This is a genomic window from Gilliamella sp. Nev5-1 (assembly GCF_001690895.1).
GTDB lineage: Bacteria > Pseudomonadota > Gammaproteobacteria > Enterobacterales > Orbaceae > Gilliamella > Gilliamella apicola_C.
Genome location: NZ_LZHO01000038.1, coordinates 82,878 through 98,773 on the forward strand (window position 1 = coordinate 82,878; position 15,896 = coordinate 98,773).

The following is a 15,896-nucleotide window of genomic DNA, read 5'->3' on the forward strand; positions in this document are numbered from 1 at the left end:
AATAAAATTTATATTTATTGAGCAATTAAATTTAGCATTTCCTGCTCGTCAATCACTTTTATTCCCAATTCTTGGGCTTTATTTAGTTTAGATCCAGCGGCTTCTCCAGCAATAACTAGATCGGTGTTTTTTGATACGCTACCTGTTACTTTGGCACCGAGTTGCTTTAATTTGTTTTTGGCTTCATCTCGTGTTAAAACCGATAAAGTACCAGTTAATACTATAGTTTTACCTGAAAAAGGTGAATTAGAGTCAGATTTTTGTTCTTGTAGATTAAGATCTTGCCAGTGAATGCCAATTTCATTGCTGGTTAATTGTTCAATGACATCGCGATTATGCGGTTCTTGGAAAAAGTCTATAATGCTTTCTGCAATAACGGCGCCAATGTCATTTACTGTTTGTAGCTGTTCAAGTGAGGCATTTTCAATTGCGGGTAAACTGCCAAGCTGGTTAACCAGATTCTCGGCTGTAACTTCACCAACATTGGGAATGCCAAGCGCAAAGATGAAGCGGTTTAATGTTGTATTTTTAGATGCTTCTAGTGCATTTAGTAAATTATTAGCAGATTTTTCGCCAACTTTATCTAAGCTACATAGCATTGGCAGTGTTAGTTTATATAAATCTACAGGAGTTTTAACATAATCTTTATCAACTAGTTGCTCGATAAGTTTATCACCCATCCCATCTACGTTCATTGCTCGGCGTGAAACAAAGTGCTTTAAGGCTTCTTTGCGTTGTGCAGGGCAAATTAGACCTCCTGCACAACGTGAAACGGCTTGACCTTCATCTCGAACTATTTGTGAGCCACAAATTGGGCAGTGCGTTGGAAATATGATTTCTTTTGTGTTTTTGGGCCTTCTATCTAATATAACAGCAACAATTTTAGGAATAACATCACCAGCTCGACGTATTGTTACATAGTCGCCTTCACGGATACCTAATCGAGCAATTTCATCACTATTATGTAATGTTGCATTGCTGACAATAACACCCGCCACTGAAACAGGTTTAAGTCTGGCTACGGGAGTAATTGCTCCTGTGCGTCCAACTTGAAAGTCTACTTTGTTTAATTGTGTCACTTCTTCTTGGGCGGGGAATTTAAATGCGGTAGCCCATTTTGGTGCACGAGCAACAAAGCCCAGTTTATTTTGTTGTTCAATGCTATTGACTTTGATGACCACTCCGTCGATATCAAAATCTAATGACATTCGTTGTTCACCAATTTGTTTAAAATAGTCTAAAGCAGCTTGCGCACCTTGACGTTTTTCTACTTTATCACTTACTGGTAATCCCCACGCTTTAAATTGCATTAGGCGATCATAATGAGTGTTAGGTAATGCAACACCTTCGACAATGCCTACACCGTAACAAAAAAATGTCAGTGGCCGTTTAGCGGTGATTTTAGGATCCAATTGTCTTAATGACCCAGCGGCTGCGTTACGTGGATTGGCAAATATCTTTTCATTGCGTTTTTCTGCGTCTGAATTGAGTTTCTCGAATCCTTTGTGTGTCATAAATACTTCACCGCGCACTTCTAATCGAGTTGGGATGTTGTCACCTTTTAAAATTAACGGAATCACTTTTATGGTTTTTACATTTGCGGTGATGTCTTCGCCAGTTGTTCCATCACCTCGTGTTGCAGCTTGTATAAAGTGCCCATTTTCATAAAGTAGGCTGACGGCAAGTCCATCAAGTTTGAGCTCACAACAATATTCAACATGTTCATTGTCATTAAAATGAAGACGATCTTTAACTCGTTTGTTAAATGCAATAAAACCAGTATCATCAAAGACGTTATCAAGTGATAGCATAGGTATTTCATGCTTTATCGATGAAAATTGCTCTAATGGGGTGCCACCAACTCTTTGTGTTGGTGAATCGGGAGTAATAAGAGCTGGATATTGTTGTTCTAAAGTTTGTAGCTGTTTTATTAATTTATCATATTCAACATCGGGAATTTCTGGGGTGTCAAGCACATAATAACAGTACTCATGATGCCTAATTAGGCTTCGTAGCGAGGTCAATTGTTTTGTTATATCTTCAATCGATTCAGTTAAATTTACTGAGTGTTCAGTTTTATTCGATAGGGACATGATAATAGACTCTTAAATTAAAACGTCGGGTTTGGGAATATTATTACAACTTTAATTGAAATAATGTATGATTAAATGAGATCATTTAAATAAACATTTTTCATCAATATTTATTCGCACTCACCAACCGTGGTTGGTGATTTGTGTTAAATTTACTGATAAATATTGATGTTGTGGTTAAATTTTGTTACAAGACTTTTTAATTCGCTCTTTGTAACTGTCGATTTTTTGTGGTGTCAGCATATGGTGTTCATCATCTAATACCACACCGTTGACATCATCCGCTATGCGTTGTGCTGTTTGTAACATTAATTTGAAGTTTTGCTGATTGTTACCTTCAGTTGGAGCTATCATAAAAATAGATACACCTGGTGTGGTAAATTCATGCATTGTTTCAGGATCCAGATATCCTGGTGTGACCATATTAGCTAAACTAAATAATATTGAACCGTTACCTGCAGGATCTACATGGCGGTGAAAAATTCTCATATCACCAAATTGAAAACCTGATTGCATAATACTTGCAAGTAGTACATCACCTTGAAGTAATTTTCCATTAATACCAGTGACATTTAATACGATAATTTCGGTTGCGGGATCTTCTTTATTTATATCTAGTTTTTCAGGTTTGTTGTTATGGTTAATTTGATTATTGGTATCAATATTAACATCAACATGTTTTTCCTTGGTTGTTTGGATTAGATTAAGTTGTTGTTCATTTTCAAAAAGGTCATGATTTTCGTCGGTAGCGGGTTCTTTTGCTACGTCTGTATTAATTTTGAGCTGCTCATCCCGATCAGTAAATAAATCATCTTGCTGTGGTATATTTTCTTTTATAGATTCATTGATAATTACTTTATTTTCAACGATTTCATCATTTTTTGTTGTTTTTGGAGTGAGTAAAATCACCTCATCCTCTTCTATATCATTTGTAGGAAAGTTTTGATCTTGTTGCGTGCTTTGTGAAAATTTTTCTTTTTTATCTGAACTAAAAAGTGAAGATCGCTCCTTTTTATTAATCCAAAATCCATGGATGAACAATGCAATAATGACTAAGGATGCAACAACAACTAGAACAATACGTAAATTATCCATAATAACCATCTCTGTATTAAATTAAATATAGACTTAAATTATTCAATCATATTTTGAAAAAAATGATTATGGAGTATAGCAATGTAAATATTAATTTCTTTAACAATCTAGATTAATCTTCATTAAAGCAACCCCACCTAGTTTTTAGTATAACATTTTCTTTGAAATACGTTATAGCACTAAAAATTAATTAATATATATTACTTGATTTCTGACAATATTCATAATTATCAATATATATTTTTAATATCATAACTTAGTTCTCCATTTTTTAGAACTCCGTGCTATTAACTTGTAAAGTTACTTACAATTTATGCATATTTTTTGTAAAATCGCCAATCACGTTTAAAGATAAGATCTATTTTTAATAAAATAATTATTAAGTGTACTGAGGTCATTTTTATGAGATTTAACAAGCTATTATTAGCCTTGCCTGTGGCGCTTGCCAGCCTACTTTTACTAACAAGTTGTGATAATGGTAAACCGCAGAGAGGTTTACCAAAGGTAACTGTATTTAAGGTTGAGCCATTAAGTTATACATTAAAAATTAATTTACCAGGTAGAGTTGTCGCATCTCAAATTGCCGAAATTAGACCTCAAGTGAGTGGTATTGTTTTAAAACGTGAGTTTGATGAAAGTTCAAATGTTAAGGCAGGTCAGTCTCTTTATCAGATAGATCCAGCTATTTATCAAGCTAACTATGATAGTGCGGTAGCTAGTGTTGCTAGTGCTAAAGCAAATGCAAATATTGCTCAACTTACTCTTAAGCGTTATGCTGGATTATTAAATAGTAAGTCGATTAGCCAACAAGATTACGATAAAGCTGCCGCTGATGCTAAGCGAGCTGAAGCTGCAGTATTAGTTGCACAAGCGGCAGAGCATACCGCTAAAGTCAATTTGGATTATACGAAAGTGTATTCGCCGATTGATGGCTATATTGGCAAATCAAGTATTACCGAAGGCGCTTTGGTTTCAGCAGGGCAGCCTTCCCCATTAGCATTAGTTCAACAACTTGATCCTATTTATATTGATATGACTGAAGCAGCAACTCGTTACAATAAATATCTTCAAGATGAAAATGTAATTTATGAACCAATTAAAAGCAATAATGTTGAACTCTTTTTCAGCGATGGTTCAAAATATCCCGAAGCTGGTACTATTAAATTCTCTGATATGACGGTTAACGAAACAACAGGCACTGTAACTTTGCGTTCGCAATTTTCAAATAGTGATGGAAAGATTTTACCAGGTATGTTTGTTAAACCTAGACTAACATTAGGCATAATAAAAAACGCTATACTTGTTCCACAAAAAGGAATTACGAGTAATCAATTTGGACAATATACTGCAAAAATTTTAAAACCAGATAATACAGTAGAATATCGCCAGGGTATCCAAGTATATGCAGGAATAGGTGGCTATTGGATTGTAACAAAAGGGATTAATGCAGGAGAAGAAGTCATTATCACTGGATTACTTAATTTAACCGCTATCGAAAAGCCAATTAAAGATGCCCCTCCAATGAAAGTAACAAAAATAGGTGATCCTGATAAGCTTTCGCAGGAGCAATTAGATGGTATTCTCCAAAATAGTATGAAATAAGGGTAGATTGAATTATGGCTAAGTTTTTTATTGATAGACCAGTGTTTGCATGGGTAATTGCTATCATGATGATGCTAGGCGGTGCCTTATGTATAAAGTTGCTGGCTGTTGAACAGTATCCAGATATTGCTCCCCCTTCTGTAACTGTTAGTGCAACTTATCCGGGTGCTGATGCACAAACTATTGAAAATACAGTAACTCAGTTGATTGAACAAAATTTAACAGGGCTAGATAACCTCATTTATATGAAATCAACCAGTAGTGCACAAGGCTTTGTCCAAACAACATTGACTTTTGCGCCTGGTTCCAATCCTGATTTTGCTCAAGTGCAAGTTTTAAATAAGATAGAGAGTATTAAGTCTCGCTTACCTGAGAGTGTGCAAAAAAATGGCGTATCTGTTGCTAAAAACAATACCAGCTTTTTAAAAGTTGTTGGTTTTTATTCAACTAATCCGAAAAAAACACAGGCTGATATAGCTGACTTCGTCTATTCTACTGTGCAAGATCAAATTCGACGAGTTCAAGGGGTGGGTGATACTCAATTATTTGGTTCTGAATATGCTATGCGTATCTGGCTTGATCCCAATAAATTAACCTACTTTAATCTATCAATTGAAGAAATTATTGCAGCCATTCAAGCGCAAAATGCACAAGTAACCGCTGGACAGTTAGGCGCTTTACCTGTAAATGAAGGGCAAGAGCTTAATGCAACCATTACCGCACAATCGCGTTTAAAAACACCTGAACAATTTCAAAATATTCTTGTTCGAGTTAATACCGATGGTTCTAACATTTTATTAAAAGATGTGGCAATCGTTGAAATTGGCGCGTCGGATTATAACTTTATTTCTCATTATAATGGCAATGTATCAGCTGGCCTCGGGATATATTTAGCAACGGGCGCTAACCAATTAGATACTTCGGCAAAGGTGGATAAAAAATTAGAAGAGTTATCTAAAATTTTTCCAGAAGATATTAAATATTCTTTTCCATATGATACAACCCCATTTGTTAAGTTATCTATTAACAATGTAATTCATACATTAATTGAAGCAATCATTTTGGTTGTTATTGTCATGTATGTATTTTTACAAAATCTTCGATCGACACTTATACCTACTATCACTGTACCTGTTGTATTATTGGGGACATTTGCGATCCTCTATATTTGTGGATTTACCATTAATACCTTATCCATGTTTGCTATGGTACTTGCTATTGGATTGTTGGTGGATGATGCAATCGTTGTTATTGAAAATGTTGAACGTATCATGCATGATGAGGGTTTATCGCCTTATGATGCAACGGTTAAATCGATGGAGCAAATCACTTCAGCATTAGTTGGGATTGCTGTTGTTTTATCTGCTGTATTTGTGCCGATGGCGTTTTATGGTGGTGCTGCTGGGGGGATATATCGCCAGTTTTCAATTACCATAGTAACGGCAATGGGATTATCAGTATTGATGGCGATTATATTGACACCGGCACTTTGTGTGCAGATTTTGAAAGCGCCGTCTAAAAATAAAGTTAAGAAAAGTTCATTAGGTGAGAAATTAGAGTCGGTACCTCCATTTAGTTGGTGCTCAACAGGCACTAAACGCTTTTTTAAGTGGTTTAACCACTTTTATGATAAAAGTTTACGTTCTTATGAGAAAAGCGTTATTAAGGTTATCCGTAAGCCTATAGTTGCTTTTGTTTGTTATGCTTTAATACTCGTTGGATTGTTATTCGGTTTTAACCGTTTACCTACAGGTTTTTTACCAAATGAAGATCAGGGCGTGCTTTTAGTTTTAGTTGAATTACCACCGGGTTCCACATTAGAGCAAACCATGTCAGTTTTAAATAAAACCGCTCGTTTTTATACTGAAGAAAAAGTAAAGTCTGTTGAGGAAATATTTACTGTCGCTGGTTTTAGCATGGTTGGTCGTGGGCAAAATATGGGGATGGGTTTTATCCGATTAAAAAATTGGGATGAGCGCAAACGAGCCGATCAAAAAGTTAACGCTTTAGTTGGAGACGGCATGAGATTTGCGTCAACCATAACCGAAGGTCGTGTAATTGTAACTAATTTACCAGCAGTGCCATCTTTAGGTATGGCTAATGGTTTCTCTTATATGCTTAAAGATACTGCGGGATTAGGGCATCAAGCATTAGTTGCTGCGTTTTTCCAAATGCTTGAGCAAGCCTCTCATCATCCTGATTTACAACAAGTACGTCCAGCTAGTATGTTAGATGTTCCTCAATATAAAATTAATGTTGATTTTGAAACTGCACAGGCTCTTGGTGTGTCAGTCAGTAGTGTTAATACTGTATTATCTACAGCATTAGGTTCTGCTTATATTGATGACTTTGTTTATAATAACCGAGTTAAAAAAGTCTATCTGCAATCTGATGCACCTTACCGTATGTTGCCTGATGATTTTAGTTATTGGCATGTCAAAAATAAAAATGGGCAAATGGTACCTTATGATGCATTTGCAAGCACAACAAAAACTTATGGTTCACCCTCTTTAGAACGTTATGATGGTGTAGCAGCAATGGGTATAAGTGGCTTAGCTGCACCTGGAATGAGTTCTGGTCAAGCAATGACTGTGATGGAAGAATTATCAAAACAGTTACCAAAAGGATTTACATTTGATTGGACAGACATTTCGTATCAGGAACGTCAAACAGGTTCACAAACAACGACACTTTATATTATTTCAATCATTGTGGTATTCTTGTCACTAGCCGCGTTATACGAAAGCTGGACAGTGCCTATTTCGATTTTGTTCATTATTCCTCTTGGTATTTTAGGAACTGTTTATGCAACGATGTTTAGAGGACTTGATAATGATATTTACTTTATTGTTGGTTTATTGACCACTATGGGGCTGTCAGCTAAAAATGCTATTTTGATTGTTGAGTTTGCCAAGGATGCCCTTGAAAAAGAAGGTAAATCGTTAATAGATGCAACACTTGAAGCTTGCCGTTTGCGTCTACGTCCAATTTTGATGACTTCATTTGCCTTTATTCTTGGTGTACTACCACTAGCATTAAATAGTGGTGCTGGTTCTGCAAGTCAAAATGCAGTAGGTACTGGGGTAATTGGTGGTATGTTAACAGCAACATTTTTAACTATATTTTATGTACCGTTATTCTTCTTATTTATAACTAAATTATTTACTAAACATAAAAATAAAGCTGTGTTACCAACCAACCGCTCAAAAGCAAAAACTGAATAGTTAGTTTTTAATGCATGGATCAAATTGCATATTGGGCATGCATTTTAACGCGATATTAAGATAAAAAATGCGCCAATTTATTGGCGTATTTTTTGTTTATAGATGTCTACCATTACTTGATATTTAGTATATATTACTTACGAGACTTTATTAATTGTTGGCTGGTATGAGCGTGGGTAATTGCTATAGCTAAAGCATCAGCAGCATCGGCTTGCGGGCTAGCTGGTAATTTTAATAATAATTTTACCATATGCTGTACTTGTTTTTTATCTGCAGCACCAGTTCCTACTACACACTGCTTAACTAAACGAGCAGCATACTCAAAAACTGGTAAATTATTATTAACCGCAGCGACAATAGCAGCACCCCTGGCTTGACCTAATTTTAACGCAGAATCGGCATTACGAGCCATAAACACTTGCTCAATAACAAATATATCGGGTTGAAATTGGAGTATAATTTCACTGACACCTGCATATACCCGTTTTAAACGAGTAGGCAGATCATCAACAGAAGTACGGATACATCCACTGCCAAGATAGGAAAGTTGACGCCCAGTTTGGCGGATTACACCGTAACCCGTCAAACGAGAGCCTGGATCGATGCCAAGAATAATGGCCATTAAAGCGTTGCTGCGACCTCGTCAGAAACTTCACCGTTATGATAAACTTCTTGAACATCATCACAATCTTCGAGCATATCAATCAGACGTAATAATTTTGGTGCAGATTCAATGTCAAGATCGACTTTTGTTGCTGGAATCATTGATACTTCAGCGGCTTCAGCAACTAACCCTGCTGCATCAAGTGCATCTTTTACTTCACCAAATGTTTCTGGTGTGGTAAAAACATCAATAGCGCCATCATCGTAAGTAACAACATCATCAGCACCTGCTTCAAGCGCAGCATTCATCACTTGATCTTCATTGGTACCCGTCGGATATGAAATAACTCCTTTTTTGGTAAATAAATATGAAACTGAACCATCAGTACCTAAATTGCCACCCGTTTTAGTAAAGGCGTGGCGCACTTCTGATACGGTACGATTACGATTATCACTTAAGCATTCAACCATGACAGCAGTACCAGCAGGGCCATAGCCTTCATAAATGATTGTTTCCATATTGCTATCATCTTCACCACCAACACCACGAGCAACCGCTCGATTCATGGTATCGCGGGTCATATTATTCGATAATGCTTTGTCCATTGCTGCACGTAACCGTGGATTTGACGCTGGATCGCCGCCACCAAGTTTTGCTGCGGTTACCAACTCACGAATAATTTTGGTAAATATTTTACCGCGTTTTGCATCTTGCGCTGCTTTACGGTGTTTGGTATTGGCCCATTTACTATGACCTGCCATAAAATTCTCCAGATTAAATAATTTTAAAATCGCTGTATTTTAACAAACTTTTACTTAAAATTCATTATCAATATGTTTATTCATTTTTGATAGATTGATTATAGTGATTTTTTTTAGTTGTTAGCAAAAAAGCGCCTTATGTGAAGGCGCTTTTTTGTCATAGTATAATATAAAACAATAGGTGATTAACTCATTCCATACTGTTTTAGTTTTTTGCGTAGTGTACCGCGGTTGATACCAAGCATGTTAGCTGCTCTAGTTTGATTACCACGTGTATATTGCATAACCATATCAAGGAATGGATGTTCAACTTCAGCTAACACTAACTCATATAGATCAGTAGGGTCTTCACCATTTAATTGAGATAAATAGTTTTTTAAAGCTTGCTTCACTGAATCCCGCAAAGGTTTTTGTGTTATTTGGTCTTGAGAATTTACAGTCGTAAATTTAAGTGCTGCAGCTGTAACGCGTTGTTCTGACATAGTATTCTTAACTCTTTGGGTTATTTCTAATTTGACTAAAAAATGCTTTTAGTGTGCTTACTTGCTCACTTGTATTACTAAGTACACTAAAAAAGCGCCTGAATTGATCGCTGTCAGCATAATTCTTGGTATACCAATTTACATGCTTTCTGGCAATCCTTAATCCTTTGTATTCTCCATAGAATTGATAAAGCTCATCAAGATGCGATAACACAACTTGCTCTACTTCATCAATACTTTTATTTTTTTGTAACTGTCCATGTGTTAAATAGAATGCAATTTCTTCAAATATCCAAGGTCTCCCCTGTGCCGCTCGACCGATCATTATAGCATCGGCCTGCGTATATTGAAAAACATCTTTTGCCTGTTCTGGTGTACAAATATCTCCATTGGCAATTACAGGAATAGTAACGTTTTCTTTAACTGCCTTAATCGAGTCATATTCAGCCACACCGTTGAATAAGCATGCACGTGTTCTTCCATGAATAGTAATTGCCTTTATGCCACAATCCTGTGCAATTTGTGCGATTTCAATGCAATTTCTATGATCTTTATTCCATCCAGTCCGCGTTTTTAATGTTACCGGCACATTGACTGCGCCGACAACTTTCTGCAAAATATTTTTAATAAGTTTAGGATACTGCATTAAGGCAGATCCAGCCAATTTTTTATTGACCTTTTTTGCAGGGCATCCCATGTTAATATCAATTAATTGGGCGCCATGTTTGACGTTAAACTCAGCAGCTCTTGCCATTTCATCAGGATCTGAACCGACAATTTGTACTGCACGAATACCAATATCATCACTTGCTTTCATTCGCAAAGCTGATTTATCAGTATGCCAAACATCCGAATTTGCTAAAAACATTTCTGAAACTGTCATACCAGCACCAAATCGATAACATAAATTACGAAATGGTTTATCGCTGATTCCAGCCATTGGTGCAGCAATTAAATTATTCTTTAATTTTACTTCACCAATGCTAAGCAAATTAAGGTCGGCTATATTACGCATTTTTTTTCTAACTTAAAAGGGGGTAATGTTATTTTTTTTACTTTTTTTGCCAGTGATACGGCACCACTCTTCTTGTTCAACTACAGGGTCTAGTTCAAAATGGGGTTGATAAGCCATGCAAACACTAGATGATTGGCTGGACAAAATACCAGATAACCCTAGCTTACCTTGTGATTTTACTAATTTGCTTATATGTGGCTCAAGCTCTTTTAATGGCCCAGCTAAAATGTTGGCAACAACAACATCTGCCTGTAAATCATTAGGGATATCTTTTGATAAATAAAGTTCTAGTTTTTCGCTAACATCGTTACGCTGTGCATTGTCTCGGCTAGCTTGGATGGCTTGAGGATCGATATCAATACCAATTACACGTTTTGCACCTAATTTTAGTGCTGCAATGGCTAAAATACCTGATCCGCAACCATAATCAATAACCAATTTATCTGTAAGATCTAAACTATCGAGCCAAGTTAAGCATAATGCAGTAGTTGGATGAGTGCCAGTGCCAAATGCTAAGCCTGGATCCAACATAACATTAACTGCATTTGAATTAGGTACCTCGCACCAGCTTGGACAAATCCAAAGGCGTTTACCAAATTGCATAGGATGAAAGTTATCCATCCACTCACGTTCCCAATTTTTATCTTCTAATTGCTCAATTTTGTAAGAATATTGCTCAATATTTAATATTGCTTTTAATTCATCAATGTTTGTTTGCGCATCATATAACCCAATGACATCGGTATCTCCCCAAAGCTTAGTTTCACCTGGTAAAGGTTCAAAAACAGGATTATCATAAGTATCTTGAAATGTGACTGATACTGCACCTGATTCTTCTAACTGCTTGCTGATTTGTTCAGCAAGTTTGTTAGTTGTGTTAATTTTGAGTTGAATCCAAGGCATAATTTTTCTCTCTATTACAAAATATACCGAATATATTGGCTATAATAAAAACAATCAATCCAATAGTTAACGATGGCACAATTGGATGAAGTGATAGTAGTTTAATATTATAGCCAGCTAATAATATGTAACTCGCTGCTCCAGCAAGCATTGAGTAAAGCGCACCAGTTGCATTGGCTTTTTTCCAATATAATCCAAGGACTAATGGCCATAAAAATACAGCTTCAAGCCCACCAAAAGCGAGTAAATTTAGCCAAATTATCATATCTGGTGGATTCCAAGCAGCCAAAATAAGTAGTCCGCCAAAAATAAAGGTGATAATAACGGATAGGCGAGTTAGCATTTTATCATTATATTTTTTACTATGTCTCGTGCTTAAAAATAGGTCTTTAATTATTACCGATGAAACTTGTAATAATTGAGCATTAATTGTTGACATAATAGCAGCAAGTGGCGCAGCCAAAAAGATTCCAGCGGCAAAAGGGGGTAATACATTGATGATCAATGTTGGCACTATTTGATCAGGAATTGTTAGATCATCAACAATAGCACGACCTAAAGCGCCAGATAGGTGCATTGTTAGCATGATAATGGTAACAACAATAGTACCAATAATAATCCCCCGATGTACAGCTTTGCTATCTTTATAAGCCATACAGCGCACCGCAGTATGAGGTAAGCCAACTACACCAAAACAGACTAATATCCAAAATGAAGCCATGAAAGGAAAATCCATAAAATCATTTGGTCCTTGTGGTGCTAGCAGTGCGGGATCTATTTGTGCCAATCGAGTGATAATTGCCGTAATTCCACCACCATTATAAATAATAGCCCCAAGTAATAATATAGCACCAATGATCATTATTAAACCTTGAAATGCATCATTTAAAATGCTAGCTCTGAAGCCACCAAAAGCAGTATAAATTACAGTACCAATACCAAATATTAATAATCCAGTATGATAAGGAATTCCAACTGAAGATTGAAGTAAGCGAGCACCACCGACAAATTGTACTGTCATTGCGCCAATAAAGGCAACGACAAGCGCTATGCTTGCAAACCAAACAATAAGTTTACTTCGGTAATGGGCATAGAGCATATCACTTAAGGTAATTGCATTATATTTACGTGCTAAAATCGCAAATTTTTTACCTAGAATACCAAGTGAAAGTAAAACGGTAGGGACTTGAATCATGGATAGCAATACCCATCCAAGTCCAAGTTTATAAGCTGCACCAGGACCACCAATAAACGAGCTTGCACTAATATAAGTTGCAGCTAATGTCATGGCGAGTAGAAATCCACCCATAGTTCGATTACCAATAAAATAATCAGTAAATTGATTTACTTTTTTGCGTTTAACATAAGCATAAATTGATAACGCAAATACAAAAATAAGGTAGATAACAAGCGGTAAAATAATATCAAAATGCATTGGTTAATCACTTAGTTTGTTCTAACGAGATATTTTTGAATTGAAATTTTACAACTACCCAGCACAGCAATATAAAACCTAGAGGTACCATAATGCAAGATAGTTCAAACCACAATGGGAGTCCTAAAAAACCTAGTTTGTTACTAACGCAGTAAGCACAAATAATCCAGCCAAGAAGATAAATAAATGTTAATACTAATGATAGTTTAGCTTCTTTACTTGCTTGCTTATATCGAGCATCCATATTGATTTATTGATGAATTGAAGGTGGCTTAGATTAAAAGAAAGTACTTAACTTAGCAAGTTTATTGCAATTTATGCAATATAGTCTTTTAAATATATCAATTTCAGCAATAACAAAAGTAATATATAGTGCTTGATAAATTGATTATGAATAATTCAACTCATGGAGAGAATAATGTCAAATTATTTTAATACACTAAATTTACGTGAAAAATTAGAGCAACTAGGTCAATGCCGTTTTATGGCTCGCAATGAATTTGCGTCGGAAGCTGATTTTCTAAAAGGTAAGAAAATTGTAATTGTTGGTTGTGGTGCTCAGGGACTGAACCAAGGTCTTAATATGCGTGACTCGGGTTTAGATATTGCTTATACATTACGTAAAGAGGCTATTGTTGAAAAGCGTGCATCATGGAAAAAAGCAACCGAGAATGGTTTTAAAGTTGGCAGTTATGAAGAATTAATTCCTACAGCAGATCTTGTCATTAACTTGACACCAGACAAACAGCATTCAGCTGTTGTACAAGCTATCCAACCATTGATGAAACAAGGCGCAACGCTAGGTTATTCACATGGTTTTAATATTGTCGAAGTCGGGGAAAAGATTCGACCTGATATCACTGTTGTAATGGTAGCACCTAAATGCCCAGGAACAGAAGTGCGTGAAGAGTATAAACGTGGCTTTGGAGTGCCTACACTTATTGCTGTTCACCCAGAAAACGATCCAAAAGGTGAGGGTTTAGCTATTGCTAAAGCATGGGCAGCAGCAACTGGCGGGCATCGAGCGGGTGTTCTACAGTCATCATTTGTCGCTGAAGTTAAGTCAGATTTAATGGGGGAGCAAACCATTCTTTGTGGTATGTTACAGACAGGATCATTACTTTGTTTTGATAAATTAGTTTCAGATGGCGTTGATCCAGCTTATGCATGTAAATTACTCCAATTTGGTTGGGAAACGATCACTGAAGCCTTAAAACAAGGCGGTATTACTTTAATGATGGATCGTTTATCAAACCCAGCTAAATTAAGAGCAAATGCTTTAGCAAAAGAATTAAAAGTGATCATGACCGATCTTTATCGTAAACATATGGATGATATTATTTCTGGCGAGTTTTCATCAACGATGATGAAAGACTGGGCTAATGATGATGCCAACCTGCTTAGATGGCGTAAAGAAACTGGCGAAACCGCATTTGAAAAAGCCGCCGAATATCAAGGTAAAATTGACGAGCAAGCTTATTTTGATCAAGGAGTTGTTATGGTTGCGATGGTTAAAGCTGGTGTTGAACTTGCGTTCGAAACTATGCTTGAATCTGGTATTTTACCTGAATCAGCTTATTATGAATCATTACATGAATTACCACTTATTGCTAATACTATTGCGCGTAAGCGCTTGTATGAAATGAATGTCGTCATTTCAGATACAGCTGAGTATGGTAACTATCTGTTTGCTAATGCAGCGGTACCATTGCTAAGAGAGAAATTTATGCCAATGTTGCAATCTGGTGATCTTGGTAAAGCGATTCCAGAAGGTCGTGTTGATAATGCTTATTTACGTGATGTAAATGATGAAATTCGCAATCATCCAATCGAAATTATTGGACGAAAACTGCGTAGCTATATGACAGATATGAAACGTATTAATGTAGCAAGCTAAACTATGTTATCATAGAATAGAAAGGTGCTCAAAAGCACCTTTCAGATTGATGACAAACCTCGATATAATTCGGGGTTTATTTTTTTATTTAAACCATAAATAGGATTTTTAATTTGGATTTTATTAAATAAATTAAAAAATAGCCTAAAAAAACGTAACAAAAATAGCTTTATCGCTATTTTCTTGATATTTTGAGCCGTTGCGGCCAATAAACACTGCATTTGAACCTGCGCTCTTCCTCTAAATCGTGCATAGCGATGTCCGTGATGTTGTTTAGCATCAGCAAAGCTGCGCTCTATCGTTTCTTTTCGCCGAGCATAGACTTTTTTACCCCACTGACTTAAACGAATCTCGTTGGCTTTCTCTTTATCTGCTTCCCAGATATGCCGTGTGATGACTTTCTGTGTATTTTTACTCTGTGTACACTGTGACAATAACGGACAGATTTTGCAGGTTGTTGCATCAGAATGATAATGACGATAACCTTCCCTGCTGGTAGTTTTATATATTAATGTTTGCCCGTTTGGGCAAGTATAAGTATCGTTTTGACTGTTATAGATAAACTGCTTTTTTCTGATGGGATTCGCACCATGGGTGGGACGACGATAACCCAACACCGGATATATCTGCTCTGCCAGCAGTAAATGGCAAATGGGAGCCGTAAAATAACCCGCATCAAGGCCGACACCAACCGGATTAAAGCCAAACCGCTCTAACTGGCGTTTTAATCGAGCCATGTAAGGCTGGGAATCATGGATATTTCCAGCTGTGACATAGGTATCGGT

At 36.4% G+C, this 15,896-nt stretch carries 13 protein-coding genes; 3 read left to right on the forward strand and 10 right to left on the reverse strand.

Features of this window, described 5'->3' with window-relative positions:
• Positions 1 to 14: 14 nt before the first annotated feature.
• A complete protein-coding gene (gene ligA, locus A9G41_RS05980) occupies positions 15 to 2,045 on the reverse strand; it encodes an NAD-dependent DNA ligase LigA (RefSeq protein WP_065583490.1) in 2,031 nt (676 codons plus the stop codon).
• Positions 2,046 to 2,270: 225 nt separating this feature from the next.
• Positions 2,271 to 3,188 carry a cell division protein ZipA gene (gene zipA, locus A9G41_RS05985; protein WP_179854684.1) on the reverse strand — a complete coding sequence of 306 codons (918 nt, stop codon included), beginning with the start codon at positions 3,186 to 3,188 and terminating at the stop codon, positions 2,271 to 2,273.
• A gap of 402 nt (positions 3,189 to 3,590) precedes the next feature.
• Between zipA and A9G41_RS05990 the strand changes: the two genes are divergently transcribed.
• Positions 3,591 to 4,790 (forward strand): efflux RND transporter periplasmic adaptor subunit, encoded by a 1,200-nt coding sequence (locus A9G41_RS05990; protein WP_065583425.1) that lies wholly within the window; start codon positions 3,591 to 3,593, stop codon positions 4,788 to 4,790.
• A gap of 14 nt (positions 4,791 to 4,804) precedes the next feature.
• The gene (locus tag A9G41_RS05995) at positions 4,805 to 8,014 is read left to right on the forward strand and encodes an efflux RND transporter permease subunit (protein ID WP_065583424.1); all 3,210 of its coding nucleotides are present in this window, start codon (positions 4,805 to 4,807) and stop codon (positions 8,012 to 8,014) included.
• 133 nt (positions 8,015 to 8,147) lie between these two features.
• Here the strand turns inward: A9G41_RS05995 and ruvC are convergent, their stop codons facing one another.
• The 7 genes from ruvC to A9G41_RS15005 form a co-directional block, all read right to left on the reverse strand.
• On the reverse strand, positions 8,148 to 8,636 hold the full coding sequence (ruvC, locus tag A9G41_RS06000; protein ID WP_065583423.1) for a crossover junction endodeoxyribonuclease RuvC: 489 nt from the start codon (positions 8,634 to 8,636) through the stop codon (positions 8,148 to 8,150).
• The gene (locus A9G41_RS06005) at positions 8,636 to 9,379 is read right to left on the reverse strand and encodes a YebC/PmpR family DNA-binding transcriptional regulator (protein ID WP_065583422.1); all 744 of its coding nucleotides are present in this window, start codon (positions 9,377 to 9,379) and stop codon (positions 8,636 to 8,638) included. The genes ruvC and A9G41_RS06005 overlap by 1 nt, the downstream gene beginning before the upstream one ends.
• A 185-nt stretch (positions 9,380 to 9,564) precedes the next feature.
• Complete coding sequence (gene fis, locus A9G41_RS06010; protein ID WP_034883623.1) at positions 9,565 to 9,861, reverse strand: DNA-binding transcriptional regulator Fis; 297 nt, start codon at positions 9,859 to 9,861, stop codon at positions 9,565 to 9,567.
• A gap of 7 nt (positions 9,862 to 9,868) precedes the next feature.
• Positions 9,869 to 10,876, reverse strand: a complete 1,008-nt coding sequence (gene dusB / locus A9G41_RS06015) for a tRNA dihydrouridine synthase DusB (protein ID WP_065583421.1) — start codon at positions 10,874 to 10,876, stop codon at positions 9,869 to 9,871.
• Positions 10,877 to 10,888: 12 nt separating this feature from the next.
• Entirely contained in the window at positions 10,889 to 11,779 is an 891-nt protein-coding gene (gene prmA / locus A9G41_RS06020) for a 50S ribosomal protein L11 methyltransferase (protein WP_065583420.1), read from the reverse strand.
• The gene (gene panF, locus A9G41_RS06025) at positions 11,754 to 13,214 is read right to left on the reverse strand and encodes a sodium/pantothenate symporter (RefSeq protein ID WP_075539443.1); all 1,461 of its coding nucleotides are present in this window, start codon (positions 13,212 to 13,214) and stop codon (positions 11,754 to 11,756) included. The genes prmA and panF overlap by 26 nt, the downstream gene beginning before the upstream one ends.
• Positions 13,215 to 13,221: 7 nt before the next feature.
• Positions 13,222 to 13,458 (reverse strand): YhdT family protein, encoded by a 237-nt coding sequence (locus A9G41_RS15005; protein WP_065583418.1) that lies wholly within the window; start codon positions 13,456 to 13,458, stop codon positions 13,222 to 13,224.
• Between the two features lie 174 nt (positions 13,459 to 13,632).
• Between A9G41_RS15005 and ilvC the strand changes: the two genes are divergently transcribed.
• Positions 13,633 to 15,111: a ketol-acid reductoisomerase gene (gene ilvC, locus A9G41_RS06035; protein WP_065583417.1), complete on the forward strand. Its 1,479-nt coding sequence runs from the start codon at positions 13,633 to 13,635 to the stop codon at positions 15,109 to 15,111.
• A gap of 41 nt (positions 15,112 to 15,152) precedes the next feature.
• Here the strand turns inward: ilvC and A9G41_RS06040 are convergent.
• A partial coding sequence (locus A9G41_RS06040; RefSeq protein WP_257005295.1) for a transposase occupies positions 15,153 to 15,896 on the reverse strand: 744 nt, incomplete at its 5' end.

Coding starts and splice junctions, on each gene's coding strand:
- zipA (WP_179854684.1), bottom strand. CDS start 3,188: ATGGATAATTTACGTATTGTTCTAGTTGTTGTTGCATCCTTAGTCATT.
- ilvC (WP_065583417.1), top strand. CDS start 13,633: ATGTCAAATTATTTTAATACACTAAATTTACGTGAAAAATTAGAGCAA.
- fis (WP_034883623.1), bottom strand. CDS start 9,861: ATGTCAGAACAACGCGTTACAGCTGCAGCACTTAAATTTACGACTGTA.
- A9G41_RS06005 (WP_065583422.1), bottom strand. CDS start 9,379: ATGGCAGGTCATAGTAAATGGGCCAATACCAAACACCGTAAAGCAGCG.
- A9G41_RS05995 (WP_065583424.1), top strand. CDS start 4,805: ATGGCTAAGTTTTTTATTGATAGACCAGTGTTTGCATGGGTAATTGCT.
- panF (WP_075539443.1), bottom strand. CDS start 13,214: ATGCATTTTGATATTATTTTACCGCTTGTTATCTACCTTATTTTTGTA.
- A9G41_RS05990 (WP_065583425.1), top strand. CDS start 3,591: ATGAGATTTAACAAGCTATTATTAGCCTTGCCTGTGGCGCTTGCCAGC.
- dusB (WP_065583421.1), bottom strand. CDS start 10,876: ATGCGTAATATAGCCGACCTTAATTTGCTTAGCATTGGTGAAGTAAAA.
- A9G41_RS15005 (WP_065583418.1), bottom strand. CDS start 13,458: ATGGATGCTCGATATAAGCAAGCAAGTAAAGAAGCTAAACTATCATTA.
- ruvC (WP_065583423.1), bottom strand. CDS start 8,636: ATGGCCATTATTCTTGGCATCGATCCAGGCTCTCGTTTGACGGGTTAC.
- prmA (WP_065583420.1), bottom strand. CDS start 11,779: ATGCCTTGGATTCAACTCAAAATTAACACAACTAACAAACTTGCTGAA.